The sequence below is a fragment of the Streptomyces sp. WM6378 genome (assembly GCF_001279695.1).
In the GTDB taxonomy this organism is placed as follows: domain Bacteria; phylum Actinomycetota; class Actinomycetes; order Streptomycetales; family Streptomycetaceae; genus Streptomyces.
In genome coordinates this window covers 62,954-79,934 of the sequence record NZ_LGDD01000081.1, presented here as the reverse complement: position 1 = coordinate 79,934, position 16,981 = coordinate 62,954, and the positions used below count along the sequence as shown (strand labels likewise).

21 protein-coding genes are annotated in these 16,981 nt (G+C 68.4%); 5 read left to right on the top strand and 16 right to left on the bottom strand.

Annotated elements, in window-relative coordinates:
* The first annotated feature begins 225 nt into the window (after nt 1-225).
* Complete coding sequence (locus tag ADK54_RS10105) at nt 226-2,001, top strand: hypothetical protein (protein ID WP_159047709.1); 1,776 nt, start codon at nt 226-228, stop codon at nt 1,999-2,001.
* A 133-nt stretch (nt 2,002-2,134) separates the two neighbouring features.
* On the opposite strand, the gene ADK54_RS46695 is transcribed toward ADK54_RS10105, so the two are convergent.
* From ADK54_RS46695 to ADK54_RS10100, 4 genes are all read right to left on the bottom strand, one after another.
* Nucleotides 2,135-2,308, bottom strand: a complete 174-nt coding sequence (locus ADK54_RS46695) for a hypothetical protein (protein WP_199826919.1) — start codon at nt 2,306-2,308, stop codon at nt 2,135-2,137.
* Nucleotides 2,308-2,469 carry a hypothetical protein gene (locus tag ADK54_RS45840; protein ID WP_159047708.1) on the bottom strand — a complete coding sequence of 54 codons (162 nt, stop codon included), beginning with the start codon at nt 2,467-2,469 and terminating at the stop codon, nt 2,308-2,310. The genes ADK54_RS46695 and ADK54_RS45840 overlap by 1 nt, the downstream gene beginning before the upstream one ends.
* Before the next feature lie 222 nt (nt 2,470-2,691).
* Nucleotides 2,692-2,919 (bottom strand): hypothetical protein, encoded by a 228-nt coding sequence (locus ADK54_RS43185; RefSeq protein ID WP_078966262.1) that lies wholly within the window; start codon nt 2,917-2,919, stop codon nt 2,692-2,694.
* 69 nt (nt 2,920-2,988) lie between these two features.
* Complete coding sequence (locus tag ADK54_RS10100) at nt 2,989-3,549, bottom strand: hypothetical protein (RefSeq protein WP_053725224.1); 561 nt, start codon at nt 3,547-3,549, stop codon at nt 2,989-2,991.
* Nucleotides 3,550-3,849: 300 nt separating this feature from the next.
* Here ADK54_RS10100 and ADK54_RS48230 point away from each other — a divergent pair, with 300 nt between their 5' ends.
* Entirely contained in the window at nt 3,850-4,206 is a 357-nt protein-coding gene (locus ADK54_RS48230; protein ID WP_053725270.1) for a type II toxin-antitoxin system Phd/YefM family antitoxin, read from the top strand.
* Between the two features lie 756 nt (nt 4,207-4,962).
* Here ADK54_RS48230 and ADK54_RS10090 read toward each other — a convergent pair.
* The 11 genes from ADK54_RS10090 to ADK54_RS10040 all read right to left on the bottom strand — a co-directional run bounded on the left by ADK54_RS10090 (nt 4,963) and on the right by ADK54_RS10040 (nt 13,980).
* Entirely contained in the window at nt 4,963-5,421 is a 459-nt protein-coding gene (locus ADK54_RS10090; RefSeq protein ID WP_053725223.1) for an NUDIX hydrolase, read from the bottom strand.
* Nucleotides 5,422-5,470: 49 nt separating this feature from the next.
* The gene (locus ADK54_RS10085) at nt 5,471-6,010 is read right to left on the bottom strand and encodes a hypothetical protein (protein ID WP_234391991.1); all 540 of its coding nucleotides are present in this window, start codon (nt 6,008-6,010) and stop codon (nt 5,471-5,473) included.
* A gap of 8 nt (nt 6,011-6,018) precedes the next feature.
* Nucleotides 6,019-6,837: a hypothetical protein gene (locus ADK54_RS10080; RefSeq protein ID WP_053725222.1), complete on the bottom strand. Its 819-nt coding sequence runs from the start codon at nt 6,835-6,837 to the stop codon at nt 6,019-6,021.
* Between the two features lie 82 nt (nt 6,838-6,919).
* Nucleotides 6,920-7,681 carry a hypothetical protein gene (locus tag ADK54_RS10075; protein WP_053725221.1) on the bottom strand — a complete coding sequence of 254 codons (762 nt, stop codon included), beginning with the start codon at nt 7,679-7,681 and terminating at the stop codon, nt 6,920-6,922.
* 1 nt (nt 7,682) lies between these two features.
* Entirely contained in the window at nt 7,683-8,699 is a 1,017-nt protein-coding gene (locus ADK54_RS10070; protein WP_053725220.1) for a radical SAM protein, read from the bottom strand.
* Nucleotides 8,700-8,998: 299 nt separating this feature from the next.
* Nucleotides 8,999-9,886, bottom strand: coding sequence for an SAM-dependent methyltransferase (locus ADK54_RS45835; RefSeq protein WP_159047707.1), 888 nt, complete (start codon nt 9,884-9,886; stop codon nt 8,999-9,001).
* Nucleotides 9,886-10,542, bottom strand: coding sequence for a Scr1 family TA system antitoxin-like transcriptional regulator (locus tag ADK54_RS45830; RefSeq protein WP_053725218.1), 657 nt, complete (start codon nt 10,540-10,542; stop codon nt 9,886-9,888). Before ADK54_RS45830 ends, ADK54_RS45835 begins: the two co-directional genes overlap by 1 nt.
* Entirely contained in the window at nt 10,539-11,258 is a 720-nt protein-coding gene (locus ADK54_RS10055; protein ID WP_159047706.1) for a hypothetical protein, read from the bottom strand. The genes ADK54_RS45830 and ADK54_RS10055 overlap by 4 nt, the downstream gene beginning before the upstream one ends.
* A 1,257-nt stretch (nt 11,259-12,515) precedes the next feature.
* Complete coding sequence (locus ADK54_RS10050) at nt 12,516-13,196, bottom strand: hypothetical protein (RefSeq protein ID WP_053725216.1); 681 nt, start codon at nt 13,194-13,196, stop codon at nt 12,516-12,518.
* On the bottom strand, nt 13,193-13,504 hold the full coding sequence (locus ADK54_RS10045; protein WP_053725215.1) for a hypothetical protein: 312 nt from the start codon (nt 13,502-13,504) through the stop codon (nt 13,193-13,195). The genes ADK54_RS10050 and ADK54_RS10045 overlap by 4 nt, the downstream gene beginning before the upstream one ends.
* The gene (locus ADK54_RS10040; protein WP_159047705.1) at nt 13,501-13,980 is read right to left on the bottom strand and encodes a hypothetical protein; all 480 of its coding nucleotides are present in this window, start codon (nt 13,978-13,980) and stop codon (nt 13,501-13,503) included. The genes ADK54_RS10045 and ADK54_RS10040 overlap by 4 nt, the downstream gene beginning before the upstream one ends.
* Before the next feature lie 128 nt (nt 13,981-14,108).
* Here ADK54_RS10040 and ADK54_RS10035 point away from each other — a divergent pair, with 128 nt between their 5' ends.
* Entirely contained in the window at nt 14,109-14,963 is an 855-nt protein-coding gene (locus ADK54_RS10035) for a helix-turn-helix domain-containing protein (protein ID WP_053725213.1), read from the top strand.
* A complete protein-coding gene (locus tag ADK54_RS10030; protein ID WP_053725212.1) occupies nt 14,960-15,166 on the top strand; it encodes a DUF397 domain-containing protein in 207 nt (68 codons plus the stop codon). Before ADK54_RS10035 ends, ADK54_RS10030 begins: the two co-directional genes overlap by 4 nt.
* Before the next feature lie 358 nt (nt 15,167-15,524).
* On the opposite strand, the gene ADK54_RS10025 is transcribed toward ADK54_RS10030, so the two are convergent.
* Nucleotides 15,525-16,457: an rRNA adenine N-6-methyltransferase family protein gene (locus tag ADK54_RS10025; RefSeq protein WP_053725268.1), complete on the bottom strand. Its 933-nt coding sequence runs from the start codon at nt 16,455-16,457 to the stop codon at nt 15,525-15,527.
* Between the two features lie 101 nt (nt 16,458-16,558).
* Between ADK54_RS10025 and ADK54_RS43175 the strand changes: the two genes are divergently transcribed.
* Complete coding sequence (locus tag ADK54_RS43175; RefSeq protein ID WP_078966260.1) at nt 16,559-16,894, top strand: DUF805 domain-containing protein; 336 nt, start codon at nt 16,559-16,561, stop codon at nt 16,892-16,894.
* The last annotated feature ends 87 nt before the right edge of the window (nt 16,895-16,981 follow it).

Here is a 16,981-nt window from a genome sequence, read left to right as displayed (position 1 = left end):
GGCTGTCCGCACCCTGGCGTGGCCGGCCCATGGTGGACGGTGGACTCGCAGCCGGTCAGGATGGCCGGGCCGATGTGCGCCACCTGCACCGCGACTACATCTTCGTCGGCGCCGTGCCCGCTTCTTCCAGCTAAGGGTGAGCATCGGACCCGCGCGTATGAATCCAGCGACCTATCGTTTGTTGCAGAGAAGAGTGGGGGCGACGTGGTTCGGGACACGCGACTGGTGCAGACGGCGGTCATCGGCGATGAGCACTCCGATGTCCCTGTCGTCCTGCCACCCGAGGCGATCGAGCTCGACGCCTTCCGCCACGCCCACGAACAGGACACCTTCTGGTGCGGCGTGCTGTTGGGCGGCTGCGGCGCCCAGCTCGCTTCCAAGCTTTACGTCGATCGGCAGTGTCACTTCCAGCACTTCCCTCAACCGGACGGCATGTCGAATACCTGCCGCCGACCGGCCGTGGGCGAATCCAGCGCGGACCACCTGTACGTGAAGTCGGCGATGTCACGGTCGCTGCTGGATCACGGCCGCGGCGCGCGCTTCGTCTTCCCTCCGCCGATCGGTTCCCTGGTCGATGTGGACCTGGAGGACGGCACCTCCTTGCGTATCCATATGGACGGCTCCGTGCGGCCCGACTGGGATGACACGTTGCGGACGGTGGTTCTCGGGCCCGGCGTGGTGCCGGACCCGGGCAGGCTGGCCGGCTGCCCGTACGTCTACCGGGTGCGGTGCGACAGCGACGGCGCATCCCGCCGGGTCTGGATCGGGACCCAGAGCCTGGCTCACCCCACCGAGTGGGTCCCGTTCAGCGAGTGCGGGTGGACGGACGAGGGCCTGCTCACGCCTGCCGCCTCGCGCATCCTGCGGGAGCGTTCCGCCGCTGGGGGCCGGCCGGCCGTACCCGGGCCGACTTCCGGCCGAGGTGCTCTGCCGGAGAGTGTGGTCACGTTCGTCCGCGGCCTGGAGGCGGCGCAGCGAACGGGGACGGTGGACCACGTGCGCAGGCTCTGCAACGGCAGCAGCTCCTTCCTGGACAACCTGACGCCCACGGCGCGCGCCGAGGCCGAGAGGGCTCTGGAGGAAGCAAAGGAGTGGCTAGCCACCCACGAGGAGTACCAGCGCCACGTCTTCAAGGACTTGGACACTGCGGTCCGTGAACGGCGGGCGTGGGATGTCCGCTCCGGGATTCAGCAGGCCGCTTCACTGACCCGGCGTGGGGCCAGCGCCGAGGAGCACCGCATCCTGGCCGCGGCGCGTGCCTATCTGCGCGAGCACGACTATGCCGATCAGTCCCCGGCCCAGGCGGCCTTACGAAGGCAGCTGCACTACAAGCCGGTTCCGCCAGCCCCGAAGAGGCCGGAGCCCTCCAAAAGCAGGAAGCCGAACCGGGCAAAGGAGTCGGCAGCAAGAGCCCGTGCCCTGCTGGAGCGGCTCGATCGCGAGAGCGACCTGCTGGACTGCGATGAGCTGGCGCAGCTGGTGGAGGAGCTGACGCGGGTGGCGAACATCGCAGGCCCCAAACTCAGGGGTCGCGAGCGGGACCGGGTTGCCCGCTGGGGTCGCAAGGCGCGACAGCGGCGGTCGGCGCGCACCGCGGCGGTTAAGCCCCGTGCCCGCACGAAGCCCCCGGCAGCCGGGAAACGGGAGAGCCCCGCGCGCGTGAAGCTCGACCCGCTGGCCACCGCGGTCAAGACCATCCTGCAGAAGGCAGCAGCGACCGGAACAACGCTCACCTGGCGGGAGATTCGCGCCCAACTCCCGCCCGGTCTGCCCACCCTCGACCGGAGCCAGCAAACTGGTGTGCTCATCCAGGTCGACCGGAGCCGAGAGGGGGCTGCGCCCCTGCTGTCCGCGCTGGTTACGGGGGCCGATCACGACATGCATCCGGCCTACCCCCGGATAGCGGCTGCTGTCGGCCGGCCGCGGCCGCGGGGAGATCTTGAAGCGGTGGCGCAGTGGGCTGTGGAGGTCTCCCGGTTCAAACGGGCCAGCAGGCCGTAGGCACGCCCAGAAGTCGACCGGCGACTGAACGCCCGGACGGCGCACGGGGCTTGAAGGCAGAGCGCCGCCCCAGGCGGGGTCCGGGACGGCGGGCTACGCGTTCAACGAGGGTTCCTCGGTGGGCTGTCGGCGGTCAGAAACTGCCGGGAGGTGTGTCCTTGTCGCGGTCTTCCAGGCGGCTGCAGGTCAGTCGGTCATGGAGTGCCTGCTGACTGGCCCTCTGCTCGGCGGTGAAGCCGCTCGGCGAGGAGGAAGTGCCCTGCGTGGAGCTGGTGGAGCTGTCGTCCTTGCTGCGACCGTAGTTCATCAGGCTGCCCCGGTCAGGGAGGTGACGGGGGAGTCGGAGGTGCTCACGTGCTCCTGGCTGAGGCGGGTGGCAGCGGAGCGGGCGGTTTCGGCACGCTGCGCGGTGGCGTTGATGCGTGGGAGGCGGCGTTCGAAGTCGCGGGCGCGGGTACGGTTGGCCATGCTGATGGGCTCCTACCGGTTCGTGGTCTGTGGCTCGGTCGGCGAGGCCCTGGCCAGGTGCTGAAGACACCGGGTCAGGGCCGTTCGGCGGTGAAGGCCCGGATGGCGGGCCCGGGTCGGGCTTGTGCACGGGACTGGGGGGCGCGGGTGAAGGCGCCCCTTGTCGAGGAGCGCGCCCGTTACCCGCGTAGCTGTCGGCGGATGAGATCCGGCGATCGGTGGTCAGCGACTGTGACGGTGCTCAGGGTCGGCGAGGCCGCCGAGCAGGACTCCTTCGAGTGCAGCGACGTCCTCGGCCACAAGGGTCAGGAGAGTGCTGGCGAAATCGGTGTCCACGTGACCTGGCCCGAGATTTAACACCGGCAAGTTCTCTGTCGAGGCCAGGAGTTGACGGATGAGGTTGGTGCGGCGCTCGGCCAGTTCGGCCAGGCGTTCAATGCCAGCGGGCACGGGTCTCTCCTCTTTGCAGTCCGTGAGATGGGGGATCATGGGGCCGGGTACGAGGTTGGGCGTGAGGGATCAGCCGCAGGCGATACGGCTCGGGTCCGCGGTCGCCGCGATCGTCACGTAGCCGATGTACGCGCCCCAGCCGTTGTGTCCACTGGTGGTCTGCTCGACCTTGACCAGGTTCGGGTTGCTGGGGTGGCAGGCGATGATCCGTGCGCGGTCGCCCTCGCCCATGAGGCCCTTGACGGAGCCGTCGGCGTCGCGGAGGAAGAGCCCGCCGGTACCCGAAGCGGGCGCCGCGGTGCCGGAGGGGACACTCGGCCGCTTGGCGGTGCCCGGGTACTCCGTGACCGTCGTCTTCTCCCGCTGGCCGGTGATCGGGTTGGTGTCGGTCGTGTAGCTGCGGGTCGGCTTGTCCGAGGTGCCCCCGTCGCCGCGCTTGATGACGTCCGGGTACTCCGTGATCGTCGCCGTCTCCTTCTCGCCGGTGACCGGGTTGGTGCGCTCCTCGGTATAGGTGCGGACCGGCTTGCCGGGGTCGGTGGTCTCGGCCTGCGCGGTGGCGGAGAGCAGTCCGAGCATTCCGGCGGCTGCGGCGGCCGTGAGGGTGACGCGCTTGCTGGTGCTGTTCATCGGTGGAGCTCCTCGGTTCGTGAGGTTGATCGGGCTCGCCCGCGGCCGGCGCTGAAGACGCCGGGCGGGGCGGATGAGCGGAGGGGTACGCCTCCTCGCGTCGTGCGGCGGTGCTGTGGGCCGCCCTGATGGGTTCGAGGGCATGGCGAATTCGGCCTGTTCGAGGCGGAGGTGGCGCGGCCGGGGCTTTCCCTCCGACGTGGAAGACCGTACCGCACACCTTGAAGTTCGGGAAGTTATGGAAGTTTGGGAAGTGGCGAGTTGTTCGTGAAGTCCGGGAGGTCCGTACACTTCCGGCTCATGGAGACGACCAGCAGCAGCGCCGACGACACCCGGTCGGGATGGAGCCCAGTCCTGACCCGGGTACGCCTGAAGGGCGCCCATCACGTGGTCACCCGGCACGGGCACGCGGCCGCCGTACTGGTGCCGGCCGGATGGCACGCTCAGGCCGGAGGAAAGGTGACGGACACGATCACCGCGCAGGTCGCGGTCCGCGAGCTATCCGACCTTCTCAACCGCGCCTACGCGGGAGAGCACGTAGCAGTGACGTACCGGAGTAAACCGGCCGCTGTCGCGGTCCCGCCCGAGTGGCATGCGCAAGTCGTCAGTGAGTCTCCGAAAGACCCGCTAGACGTTGCGCCAGAGGAGCCGGCCTAGACGTGACCTCGGTTGCGCCGATGACGCGAACCTGCTTACGAGCGAGGCTCGTGAAGCCCAACTGGACGCTCGGCACGCAGTCCTACATCCACGCTGCAGAATCCGATCCGCAGCGCGTTTGGCTGCCGCGCCGAGGCGAGCGGAGATCGCCAGACCGAAGCGCTGATGGCCTGTCAGCATCAGCCAGAGAGAGCGTCCTGGAATACGCATGCTCGCGTTCGGACCATGCGATCCGAGCCACAATCTGCTCGTCGCTGGCGAAGCGAGGCCCGGGACTGGGCAACTGGGCGCGCCACGAATGCACATTGCGCATCTGGCGGTCCCCAAGGGTGGCATCGACGAGATCCCGGACTGTGAAGTACTCGTCTACAGAGGAGGTCGAGGTTGGCTCGGCCAAATCCCATCGCGCAGGCGCATTTACGGCCTGACGGCTGCCATCCGGGAGTGGGGGTATCCGGATCGAGCAGCCCGGCTGATAGGGCGTACCGCTTGGCCGGGCGGTGCAGGTACTCCGGCTTCCGCTGCGACGTGCGCGATCGGATGGTCTGGGTCCACGCGATCGCCTAGTCCTCGCCGACTTCTCCGCCGCCGTCTCCATGGCCGTCTCCGCCGTCGGAGCCCCTGCTGTCGGAGCCGCCCGGTTCGTTGTCGCCGCCGCTGCCCAGGTTGCGGTGCCGGCATCAGCGGAGGTAGTCCCGCTGCGAAACGGCCCCCGCCGAGGGCGCGTCGACTCGCCAACCGGCAGGTTCACGGGACTTAAACGGTGCCGCTGTCGTACCAGTGCGCGGAGAGAGGTTCACCCTTGAGGTAGTGGGCGATCCCGAGACCGTTGTAGCGGACGGTGTTGTCGGGGAGCTGGTCCGGACGGTGCCAGCTGAGGCCCGCGCACTTGGCCGGCTCGTTGTTCACCGGTTCGCCGGTGTACTCGCAGGTCGCGAAGAACCAGCCCACCCTGGTCTCGCCCTCGGGGTTGCGGAAGTACATCGCGTGGACCAGGCGCAGGGCTGCCCGGTCGATGACGACGTCTGTCTCCTCTTTGGTCTCGCGGATGATCGCGTCGTAGATGTCTTCGCCTGCTTCGACCTTCCCGGAGGGGAGGTTGAGTTGGCCGTCGGCGTAGCCGGTGTTGGACCGTTCGGCGAGACAGATTTCCAGCGTCTGGCCGTTGCGGCGCTCCAGGATGACCATAACGTCGTTGATGGGGGTGGCGGGCAAGGGAGTCCTCCAACGGGTGGGCGTCGTCGGGGACTGTAGCCGCGGCGGCTCAGGGCGCCGCGAGGAGTCCCATTTCGCTAACCCGCTTTGTTGTCCATTGGACACGCTCGGCGGTCGTCATCCCGGTGGGGAGGCCGAGGATTGGCACACCGGAGTCCTGGCAGGCCTGTGCGATGTACGGGTCGGCTTCGTCCTGGATGTGGAGGACTTTCTCCCGCATTCGGTCGCCGCCGGCCTTCTGGTTGAAGCGGTCGCGGCAGTACACGATCACGTCGTACGTGTGCGGCATCCAGGCTCGGCAGAAGGCTTCCATCGCGGCGAGGACCGGCGCGGTCTGCGGGTCGGCCTGGTCGAGTAGGAGGCGGGACAGAGCGAGGACGTTGGCGGGGCTCTTGTCGGCAAGGAGGAGCTGGTGGTGGCGGGCGGCGCGCAGCGGGACGCTGAGCTGCTGGGCGAACAGGTCGACTTCGGCGACCAGGTCGAAGGAGCCTTTTCCGTGCAGCACGATCTGTTCCATGAAGGGGCTGGTACGGGCTGGCTCACCGGTGCAGGCGACATGGATGCCCTGCTCCCGGAAGTGGCTGGTCAAGGCGTGTATTAGCGTCGTTTTGCCCGCGGCTTGGCTGCCTTCGAAGCCGATGACTGCAGTGCCGTGGATGGGCACGGTGCCTCCAGGAGTTGGGTGAAGGTGGGGTGTTCGAGCCAGCCCCAGGCGCCCTTGGCGCCGGTGGCGAGGATCTTGTTGACGTTCACCTGCTGTCCGCGGGGCGTGAGGCCGGCAGCGAGGGCGGCGACGTAAGCAGTGGACAGGGAGTGGCGCAGGTTCAGGACGCTGATGCGTTCACGACCTTCGGTGGCGCGCTCGCCGATCCACTTGCGGTGCCAGGCCGGCATGGAGGTGCTTAGCAGTTCAGGCTGAGTGACATCAAGTCCGAGTTCGGTGCACACGTCCACGAGGCGCCGTGAGTGGCCATCGAGGAGGTGTCCGGCGTCGTAGCGGGTGTCGAGGTAACGGACAGCGGGCCCCGGCGCGGGCTGGTTGCGCTGCTTCCACTGCGCACGGGCCTGGTCGAGGGCAGGGTGGGAGCGGGGGGCCTTGTTGGCAAGGACAGCGAGGTCGCTGCACAGCTGGTGGCCGGTGATGAGGTCGGCGTGCTCGGCGGCCGTGCGCAGGGTGGCTGCGGCGGTGGCCACGAGTTCGTCCTGCTCGCCGGGGTCGTCGACGTAGACGCTGGTCCACTCGAAGCCCGCTGCGGTGAGGTCGGCGGGGGCGTCTGTGGGCAGATCGAGCCAGACGATCGAGTAGCAGAACGGCCGGTTGCCGTTTTTGACAAGCTTGTCGGTCCATTCGACGTCGATCGAAGCGATCCGCGAGCTGCCGCTACGGCGCGCCGGGGGCTGTGTGGGGCGGGACATGCTGCTTAGGGTGATCACGCGCCTGTTCCTCAAGGTGGCCGGGTCCCGGACCGTCCGGGACCCGGTGGGCGACGCTACTGGGCTACGCCGTGGTGTTGGTGGGGAACAGGACAGGTAACTCGCTCCAGGCGACGCCGTCCAGCGCGTCGTACACGCTGGGCGGTGTCTCCCAGGTGAGGAAACCCGCGTGGCGGCCGCCGAGGAGTGCGACGGTGAGGGCCTGGGCGAGCGCTCCGGCCGCGAGTCCCTGGGCCGCGGCCGGAGCGCCTTCTCCCGCGGCGAGTTCCTCGTAGCACTGCTGGATGTGGTCCGTGCTCTGGAGTGGGAGGAGGGCGGGGCCGAGCGGTAGGCCGTGGGTGGCAGCCGTGTCACTGAGCAGACCGGCTGGGCCGAGATCGTTGGCGGTGTCGATGCACCGGGCGATGCCCTTGCCTGGCGAAGTCCGCTGCTTCCAGGCGTCGTCGAGACCGATGGCGCCCGGGCTGGGCGGATTCAGGACGCGCAGACAGTGCAGGTCGTCGTCGGCCGCGTGCCAGGCGAGCGCCGGGGCGTCCCGGCGGGCCTGGACGAGCAGGACATCGAGGGCCTGACGGATCGCTTCGCAGTCCTCGGGGCCCTGACAGGCCAGGGCCCGGTAGCCGAAGGTGAACAGACCGTTGGTGACCGGGACTGCTTTGGTGCGGTGGACGTCGAGGAAGACGGCGGCCGCGCCGGCCAGGACGAGCCCGTTGTCGTCGGCCCACAGGGTGGCAATGCCGGTGAGCAGTTGGCGGGGGCGCTGGATGATCTGGCCGGTGTTGCCGTACGGAGTCACTGGCCAGTTCAGGTTGGTGAGTTCGAGCATGTCACTTCACCTGGGCCAGGCCGTGCGGGGTGGCGGAGATGGTGCGGCCCAGGTACTTGTTGAAGTGGTTGACCTTGAACGGGTAGCGCTCCCAGATCGCGGTGACTGGCTCTTCCAGGAGGTTGCCGAGCGGCAGCCATAGGTCGGGGGCGTCGTAGACGGGCCAGGCGCGGGCGACGCCGTTGGGCTCGACCACGATCATGTGGCCCTCGTTAGCGGGCGTCCAGGTCGTCAGGCGGATGGCCGGGGACCAGTTGTAGGTGGTCCGCTCGGCGACCAGCCGCTGGAAGGTCGCTTCGGCTTCGGCGTTGGTGATGAACTCGTGCTCTGGCATCTTCAGCGCGTTGCCCTTGCGCAGCGGCATGATCAACTTGATTTTGCCCGCCTCCAGGACGTCGCCGATCTGCACCATGTACGGCAGGGCGGACAGCAGGGAGCGGGTGACGACCGTCGACATCGAGATCGGGATGCCCTCGTCCTTCAGCGCGCGAATGCCGGCCATGGTCAGGTCGTAGTCCCCGCGGATGCGCTGGAACGTGGCGCGCGGACCCTCGAAGCCGACGTTGGCGTACAGGATCTTGTCCGCGATCCGGCGGGCGTGGTCCAGGCCGTAGGTGGCGTTGGTCGGTACGGCCTGGAGGAAGCCGTGTTCGTGGTACATGTCGATGATGTCGCCGAAGTCCTTGCGCATCATGGGTTCGCCTCCGGACTGGAACACCCGCATCTGGTGGAGGGCGCCGTCGCTGTTCTTGACGGTCAGGTTCGTGGCGATCGTTTCGAGGTCCTTCAGGGTGGGGTCAGGCATCTGAAGGACTTCGGAGCACATGGTGCAGTCGAAGTTGCACCGCTTGGTGACTTGGAGGATCACCGACAGCGGAGCCACGGAGGCGGCGGCGAGGGCTTCGACGTCGAGCGCGTCGGGGGCGTTGAAGTGGTGGCCGCTGGTGGAGAACGTCAGGCCGTCGCCGACCTGGAGTTCGGTCTGCGCGGGCACCAAAGGGATGCCGAGGTTCGTCACGGTGGATCTCCGTCCGGATAGGGAGTTGATCGTGCTGATGAGGAGTGCTGCAGTGCCGCTGACTTCTCAGTCCTGGGACACAGGGTTCGCGGAGCATCAGCGGCTGCGCGCCGCGGCGTTGCGGTCGAACTCGACACCGCCGGCCGGGGGCCGGCGGTGATCGGCTCCGGGGGCAGCCCTGCCTTGGGGCTACACGACGGCGGCGTCTTCCAACGTGCTCATCGAATCCTCACGGAGTACGGGCAGAGGGGGCAGTCCGGACGCGTGGTTCCAGGAGAGCCAGTTCCCGGTGCGGGCGGTCATGCGGCGCTCGATGGCGACGCGCCGGGCTTGATCGCCACGGCCGCGTAGGCACGCGAGGCGAGGGCGGGCTGGGCGTGCTTGGGGTGGCCGGGGTGCCAGCGTGCGGTCGGGACGAGCCCGGGAGACATGAGCGGCCAGTCGCCGAGCAGGGCAGTGATTGCGGTGCCTCGGCGCGGCCGGAACGCCACGGCTGCTTCTTCGGCCCACAGGGCCGTGAGCCGGGCCATGACGGTCGGGTCGTCGAGGTCGCTGGTGGCGTGCGTGATCGAGAGGGCACTGCCGGGCGGCAGCCAGTCGCGGAGCACCGCAAGGGCATCGGCGACCCCCTGGTCGTCACCGGCCCACGGCAGGACGTCGTGGAGGAGTACCGCGATCGGGCGGCTCAAATCGAAGCGGCCTGCGACATCACGGTGATCGAGGAGCTCGGCCATGTGCAGGAGATCGGCACACAGGACGCCCGGGTTCCCGGACGGTCCCGCCATCACCGACTCCGCCTGCCCGGCGACGACGGGGTCCACGTCCACATGCAGTACCGCGGCGCCCGTCTGGAACGGGGCCAGCACCTCGCTGATCAGCGGCGGGTCGTGGCGCCGTCGCCCGCGGGCCAGCAACGGGGGATAGCCACAGCCCAGGTCCAGGAACTGGCTGAAGCCCCGGCGCGCGAGCGCGCGCACGACGAGCGGCGCGTGGACCTGATTGATCGCTGTCGCCATGATGAGCAGGCCATCGGCGCCGATCAACTTCTCGGCCAGCGCCCGGTCGGCTTCGTATGACTCCACTCCGCCGGTCAGGCAGTTGTAGACACGGGCAGGGCAGGGCTGGCGGGACGAACGGCCCCAGGGGGCGTACTCAGACCGTGCATCCCGCGTGCAGATTCTGCACATCAGGTTGCCTTGCGGGAGAACTTGTCCCGGATTTCCCGAAGCTGGTCGAGGCTCTGCGGCTGGGGGAGAGCCGCGTCGAGCAGGGCCTCGACGAGCTGCTTGCGCTCGGCGCTCGCGTCCGGGCCGGCAGAGTAGGAGACGCAGTCGCTGTCTTCCTCCGTGAATAGGGAGAGATCCCCTGGCAGGAGCAGATGGCCGAGTGTGGAAGCCGGAACATGTGTATCGGAGGTGGGCGGAACGACCAGGATGCTGGCAGCGCGTGATTCGGCCTGGTCGATCAGGTGGCCGACCTGCCCAGCCATGACCGCCGCTCCGCCGACGTGACGCGCCAGGAGTAACTCGTCGAGCAGGACCGTGACCTGCCGGCCGGGCACCGGCAGAGTCCGGTCGAGGGATGCCTTCAGCTCGGCCTGATACTCCGGCCACCCCGCTTTGCGGAATTCCGCCGCGTACTCGCGAGTGCGGGCGAGTGGAGGTATGGACCGTCCCGCGGAGATGATGTACGTGGTGGCGATGCGCTCGCACAACGCGAGACGGAACATCCATCCCGGCAGCGGGTCCTCTATGCGGTCACATTCCTGGGCCGCGTGCAGCAGATGGGCCAGGCCACTGCCTATATGGCGCATGCCCAGTGCCTGAGGTGCTCCCTTGATCACGGCGTCTCCTCGGGTGACGGGGTTGCGGCACGACGATCGCGGCCGCACCGAGTGAGCGCGTCGGCGAGCCGGGATGCTGCTTCCTCGCTGAGCCCGTGGAACTCGACGTCGTGCGGGCAACAAGCGCTCCGCCACATGGAGAGGCTCACGCCGATGCCGGCGAGTGCCCGTGTGAACGCCTCCAGCATCTCCTCGACCGCCTCGTCGTCCTCCGGTTCGAACTCTGTGTCGTCGGGCTGAGGGAACAGGGTGCTGTAGAGGGCGAAGGTCTGACCTGCGGTCAGTTCGCTGGGCCAGATGGCGTGGGGCCGGATGCGGGAGTACCAGTTGACGCCGACGGAGCGGGCCGCGAGGCGTAGGCGGTAGCGGACGGCGTCGAGGCCTGAGAGGTGGCCGGCGATGACGGTGGTCAGGCGACGCACGGCTTCGGCAGTGTCGAAGTGCAGGCTCAACCGGGGATACGGTTCCGGGCAGAACTCGACCCGCACAGCGACCCGGTGACCGCGCAGCAGCCGCTTCATCTGAGCGAGTTGCCGCTGCGGGGTGGTGCCGGGCAGACGCGGCGGCTGGACGCGGACGGTCACCGCTTGAGCGTGTGTGCTCGCGCCGATGTCCGTGACGGGCGAGAGGCCGGCGGCCCACAGGGCCGTGTCGAGGTCGTAGCAGGCAGCCCTGAGCTCGTCGGAGACGTAGCCGGGCAGCAGGGAAGCGGACATGAGGCTGTGGCTTTCCGATGAGTGACGAAGGCGGGAGGCAAGGGCGGCGAACCGGTCCAGCTCGTCGCGCGCGAGTTGAGCCATCACGGGGACGTGCCGGGTGCCGCGCGCACTTCCCCAGACGGAGTCGTACAAGCGGGCAGTGCCCGGCCATCGGCCACCGGACGGACGGGCCGGGGTCAGAGCGCGGACTGAAATGCGGAGGCCGACGGCGCAGTGTCACCCACTGCGGTGACGCGGTCGAGGGCTGAGGGCATGTTCCCGTTGCGCTGAGCAGCGGCGCGCGTGGCGAGCGGTACCCGTCGTCCAGTCGCGGGCCGGTAACAGGACCGGGCGGCAGCCGAGACGAGATTGTTCATCAGATTCCCCTTTCTCGGGGGCCAAAGAGCGAGAGTTCGGGCCCGGTGCAGCGCGGCCGCCGAAGGACGACCGCATGGTGTGGTGGCCGCGCTGCACCGGGGCTGGGGCTCCGTCTCCCCGTCCGGGCCTCGTCACGGGCATCGGGCCCCGGCAACCGGCGGGAAGACGAAGATCTGGGGTGGTGTGGGACTGTGCCCGCTGTGCCGGGCGGCGGGCTTACTGGTCCTGCTGGTCGTCCTGGGTCGGGGCGCTGTCGGGCGCGGGGGTCTCGGGCGCCGGTTCTTCCGCGAGGGCAGAGCCAGCGGGGTTTACGGGACCGGGGCCAAGGGCGAAGGTCATGTCGAGCTCCAGGAGTTGGGGCGGGTGCGCAGAACGGCGCAGGTCGCAATCAGGGCAGTGAAGTCGTGCCGCGCACCGCAATGGAAGAGCGGCGGGCCTTCGCCGACTTCCGGGGTCGGCGAAGGCCGGGCGGCTCCGCTGCTGCCGGTTCGGGGCAGTGGGCGAGCGAAGCCGCCGCCCATCTCTCGCGCACATGCGCCGCCCGTTGACGGCCACGAGGCGATGGGCTCGTCGGGTCGTCTCCCGGGCACGCATCGGGGGGCCAGCGATGCCGGGGAGACGACCGCTCTATGGAGGAGACGGGGTCAGGGGACGCGGCCGGTCCAGATCAAGGTCGAGGCGATCAGCCCCAGGCACAGCAGCGGGAATCCTGCGCAACCCTTGAGGTAGTGCTGCCGGCGCTGGGCTGCGCGGGGCGGAACAAGGCGAGGCGTTCCGGCGGTGTGCACGCCGTACCGCGCACACGAGCCAGACTCCGTAGCCGGGCAGTACGCCGTAGGCCCAGAGCGAGTAGAGCATGGTGGATCCGAGGAGCTTGGTGGAGCAAGACGAGGAGCGTCATTGCGCACCGCCTTTCGCCTTGTCGGCGTCGGCGAGGCAGACCAGGCGTATGCCCCAACTCGCCAGCCTCGCCTCGATCCTCTGGCGGTCCCAGCCGGGATCGCGTATCTCTTCTGGCGGGACCAGCGCGTCGGCTGAGTCGACGAGCAGCATGCCGATCTGCCGGTCCTCGACCAGGCGTTGGACCCGCTTCCAGCCAGGCCGGAGCGACAGCGGCCACTCGTGCAGGCTGCGGTCGTCGAGGATGACGCGCACGGAACCCGCGTGCTCCTCGCCTGCCCGTACGAGACGGCGGTGGAGGTACGTCAGGTCATGCAGTTCAGGCGTGCACGTGTACGCGGCGGCCGCGACGCGGTGGACCAGGAGGTCGGTAAGGCGCTGGGACAGCGCGGCCACGTATTTGGGCCTTGGCCGGTTCCGGTCAGCCGGGTACATCAGGAGCATCTGCCGGGCACGCCAGTGGGCTGTGACGAGCTCCGGGCTGGGCGACGGAACAAGGGCGAGGGTGCGAACCGCCTCGTGGAGGCGGCGCCGGGTGATGCGAGCTCGCTCCGCAAATTCGGCCGGCGTCTCGTATGCCTTCAGACCCGCCACGAGCCGCTTCATCAAATCGGTAGTGGCGGGGCTGAATTCGCGGGGAGGACCGATCGGCTGGTGCTGTGTCATGAGTGTCGTCACCGGTCGCTCCTCGGCTGCTGGGCGGCCTTCATGCTGTCCGCGAGCGTCCCGGCAGCCTCCAACACTTCGGTGAGTTGCGGCCCGGTGGGCCGGTAGGCGCATCGCGCGAGGCTGTCACCGGCCTCCTGGCCGCGGCGGATCGAGTCGTCGAGACGGGACCGGATGGCCGGATCGACGTCGAGGCACCCGCGGATGCGGCCTCCGGCATAGACGAGGGCGTTCAACCGCCGGGCAAGGTAGACCGCGCCCTCGTGTCGCTGGCTGGGAGTCAGGAGCGGGAGAGACTCGTACCTGAGAAGGGCCGTCACTGCGCCCCCTCGGAGCTAGGCCAGCCGGTGAGCTGGCAGACCAGTTTGTGCAGCTGGTTCACGTCGATGAACTCGCGCTCCCGGGTAGGTCTCGCTAGCCACTGCACCGGGTGCGTACGGCCACCAGCTCCGGGAATGCTGATGTGTTCGCTGCTGTCGTGGGTGTAGACGGTGACCCCCGGGGGCCAGCGGTGCAGTTGGGCAGTGCCGCGTGCAACGAGGAACCACAGGACGTAGCGGCCGGTGTTGCTCCAGATCACCGGGCCCGGGGACGCTCCGTCGAGCGCGTTCTCCATGCCGTCGGCGACCTCGCGGCCGCGCTCGCCGGGGATGCGAATGGCGTCCCAGTAGACCCCCGCCTTGCACGTGGCATGCCCTGTCTCGGGAACCCACCCAGGCCGATAGATATCGATCTGACGTTCGGTCAACTCGGTTTTCATGAGCGGGAGTTGGGGCGCGTCGGGTTCCTTCGTCATGGGTATCACCCTGGCTCGGCGCCGATAGTGTTAGCCAGTTCACAGAGCGCTACAAAGCGAAATGATCGGTGGGGCCGAGTTTTTGACCGGTCTGTGCGGTCAGTTCATGTGGAGAAGGGAGCCATGATGTGAGCGTGGACGACGGGTACGACGACTACGACACTCGCGACAGTGACAGGCCGCTGGCCTGGCAGCTCTTCGGCCGCCAGCAGCGGGCCCTACGGGAAATGCGCGGGCTGACCCAAAACGAGTTGGGCGAACGGGCTGGCTACTCCGAGAGCCAGATCCGTGGAGTCGAGCTCGGGAATCGCAAGCCTGTGCTGAAGTACGTGAAGAAGATCGACAGCGCCCTGGACGCCCAAGGTGTTCTCGTCGCGATCGTCGAGGACATGGCCAAGCGCCACCACCCAGACTGGTTCGAGAAGTACGCACTCACCGAAGCGGCGGCGCGCAAGATCTATAAGTACGAGACGCAGGTAGTCAGCGGGCTCCTGCAGACCGAGGCGTACGCCAGGGAAGTTCTGAGTTCATACGTGCCGACGCTGGACGAGGATGAGGTCGAGAGCCTTGTCGCAGGTCGAATCGAGCGACAGGAACTTCTGACCAGGAAGCCCTCACCCACTCTGGGCTTCGTAATTGAGGAGTGGGTCCTGCGTCGACCGACCGGCGGCAAGAAGGCTATGTGCGAGCAACTCGAGCACTTGGTCGCATGCGCCGGCATGAGGAACGTGACGATTCAGGTGCTGGAGACTCGCAGAGGCAGCCACGCCGGGTTCGACGGATCGATGACCCTCCTCGAAGCGGACGACGGCACCAACCTCGGATACGTCGAGTGGCAGGGCGGCGGCCGCTTCATCGCTGACCCGAAGCGGGTGAGTGAGATGGAGCAGCGCTATGGCATTCTTCGGACCCAAGCCCTAAGCGCGGAGCACTCGTTGCAGCGCCTGAAGGACCTGACCGAAGAGATGGCGGGAGAGCTATGAGCAAGGCCGAACCACTCACCACGCGCGACCTGGCGTGGTTCAAATCAAGCTACAGCGGAAGCCAGGGAGGCGACTGCGTCGAGGTGGCGACTCGCCCTGAGGCCGTTCACGTCCGTGATTCGAAGAACATCGCCGGGCCGATGTTGAGTGTCTCTGTCCAGCAGTGGCAGCGGTTCGTCGCTTACGCGTCGAGCACCGTCTGACCCACCCCGCAGTAGACGAGCCCCCAGTCAGATGAAGTGACTGGGGGCTCGCCCTGTATCTCTACCCCGCCGGACTCACCCAGAGCGGTTGCGTGCGCCCTGCGGGGAGGCCACGGTATCCGACCGGGGCGAGCCGCGGACCTACTTGTTCACGCGATCGGCCCCGCGAACAGCGGCCTTTGTGAGGCCCCTCGTCGGTAACAACTGCGATGCAACGGGGCCTGCCGGCATGTTGGTTGACGCGCCGCTTCTCCCCGGTGGCCGGGATGAATCGCTTCATGAGCAATGAACGCGTGCTCCCCGCCGACGCCGGGGATGTCTTCACGCAAGGCTCCCAGATTACGACCTGGGGGCCGCATCACGTCCGGCTAGCTCGGTGGATCTGAATCTGTTGCCGTCCGCCTCCAACGGTGACGCGGTAGTCGGCATCGGCGTACGCGGGCCAGGGCCCGTCGGCCGTCGGCCAGCCCAGTTCCGCGAACGACCGATCGGCACGCTGCCCGCGCATCTTCATGAAGGCGACGCCGGTGACAAGCCGACCGGTGCCGCCGCCTTGCCCGTCGGCGACCAGTCGGAGCAGAGCGTCGTGGCCGAAGGGTCCGTGAAGCGGGGCGACCACGATCGCGCCGGGCGCGGCCTGGTCGAGCCAGGCCTGCGGGATCTCCTGGACGGCCGCGGTGGAGATGATCCGCGTGTACGGCCCGCGGACCGGATATCCAGCCTCGCCGTCGCCGGCGACGACCGTCGGGTGAAGACCAAGACCGGCCAGCGCCTTGCGGGCGCGATCAGCGAGCTGCTCGTCGATCTCGATCGTCACCAGGCTCTCGGGCCGGACCCGGTGCGCCAGGATCGCGGTGCTGTAGCCCGAACCGGTGCCGATCTCCAGTGCGGTGTCGTCGGGCCCGGGGTCGAGGTAGTGCAGCATGTCGACGACGACTGCCGAGCAGGACACGGCGCTCGTGAACGGCGCGTCCGTGGGCCCGTCCTCCGGTAGCACTGCGCCGTCGGCGACCTGCGTGATCAGGGATGCGCGGGGCCGGTAGACCCCCTTGAGCCAGGCACGGGGCCGTTCACGACGGTCGATCACATGGTGGAGTCCGTCGTCGCGCGGCGTCGGCCACCACACCTGGTCCGGTACAAAGTACTCGCGCGGCACCTTCAGGAAGGTCTGCCGCAGCCACGGCCGGTGATTGAAATGCCCCACTGTCCGGCAGTCGATCTCGGCCGCGCACTCGGCGCGCAACTCCGCGGCCAGGCTTGCCAGCCGGTCCTCCGCAGGGGCATCAGTCATCATCCGGCTCCGGCTCGGGGGCCGGCATCGGGTTCCCGGGGTCGCCCGGGCTCGATGAGTCCCCGCCTACCTGCCCGTCCTGATCACCGCGGCTGCCGCCCATGACGCCTCCCAACGTCGTCGCATCGCGCGCCTTCGAAGCGCGCCGCCTTCGTCGCCAGACGACCATCAACTTCGCCTCCTCGCAAGCGACTTGCTGGGATCTGCATGCGCCATATCCGCCCGTGCTCATCTACACGCTCGCGACAGTTCTGCCGAACCTGGCCGTGACCGTCCGTCGGCTCCACGACACCAGCCGCTCGGGATGGTGGTGCCTGCTCAGTTTCGCCCCGCTGATCGGCGTCATCTGGCTGGTGGTCATGCTCGCAGGGAGGAGCGACTGCGACGAGACCTACGGCCCGTACCCGGGCACCGCAGACCCGCTTCCCGCGGTCTGACCTGTCGTACACACAGGCCCTGCTGACGTCGCCTCGGGCGACCAGCGGGGCCTGCATTGCGTTACGCGGCGGGCGCATCGACCGCAG

Bases quoted from the DNA above. Each gene is read 5' to 3' on its own strand.
- ADK54_RS46695 (WP_199826919.1), bottom strand. From the start codon at position 2,308: ATGAACTACGGTCGCAGCAAGGACGACAGCTCCACCAGCTCCACGCAG.
- ADK54_RS45840 (WP_159047708.1), bottom strand. From the start codon at position 2,469: ATGGCCAACCGTACCCGCGCCCGCGACTTCGAACGCCGCCTCCCACGC.
- ADK54_RS10100 (WP_053725224.1), bottom strand. From the start codon at position 3,549: ATGAACAGCACCAGCAAGCGCGTCACCCTCACGGCCGCCGCAGCCGCC.
- ADK54_RS48230 (WP_053725270.1), top strand. From the start codon at position 3,850: ATGGAGACGACCAGCAGCAGCGCCGACGACACCCGGTCGGGATGGAGC.
- ADK54_RS10080 (WP_053725222.1), bottom strand. From the start codon at position 6,837: ATGTCCCGCCCCACACAGCCCCCGGCGCGCCGTAGCGGCAGCTCGCGG.
- ADK54_RS10075 (WP_053725221.1), bottom strand. From the start codon at position 7,681: ATGCTCGAACTCACCAACCTGAACTGGCCAGTGACTCCGTACGGCAAC.
- ADK54_RS45835 (WP_159047707.1), bottom strand. From the start codon at position 9,886: ATGTGCAGAATCTGCACGCGGGATGCACGGTCTGAGTACGCCCCCTGG.
- ADK54_RS10055 (WP_159047706.1), bottom strand. From the start codon at position 11,258: ATGTCCGCTTCCCTGCTGCCCGGCTACGTCTCCGACGAGCTCAGGGCT.
- ADK54_RS10040 (WP_159047705.1), bottom strand. From the start codon at position 13,980: ATGACGAAGGAACCCGACGCGCCCCAACTCCCGCTCATGAAAACCGAG.
- ADK54_RS10030 (WP_053725212.1), top strand. From the start codon at position 14,960: ATGAGCAAGGCCGAACCACTCACCACGCGCGACCTGGCGTGGTTCAAA.
- ADK54_RS10025 (WP_053725268.1), bottom strand. From the start codon at position 16,457: ATGACTGATGCCCCTGCGGAGGACCGGCTGGCAAGCCTGGCCGCGGAG.
- ADK54_RS43175 (WP_078966260.1), top strand. From the start codon at position 16,559: ATGACGCCTCCCAACGTCGTCGCATCGCGCGCCTTCGAAGCGCGCCGC.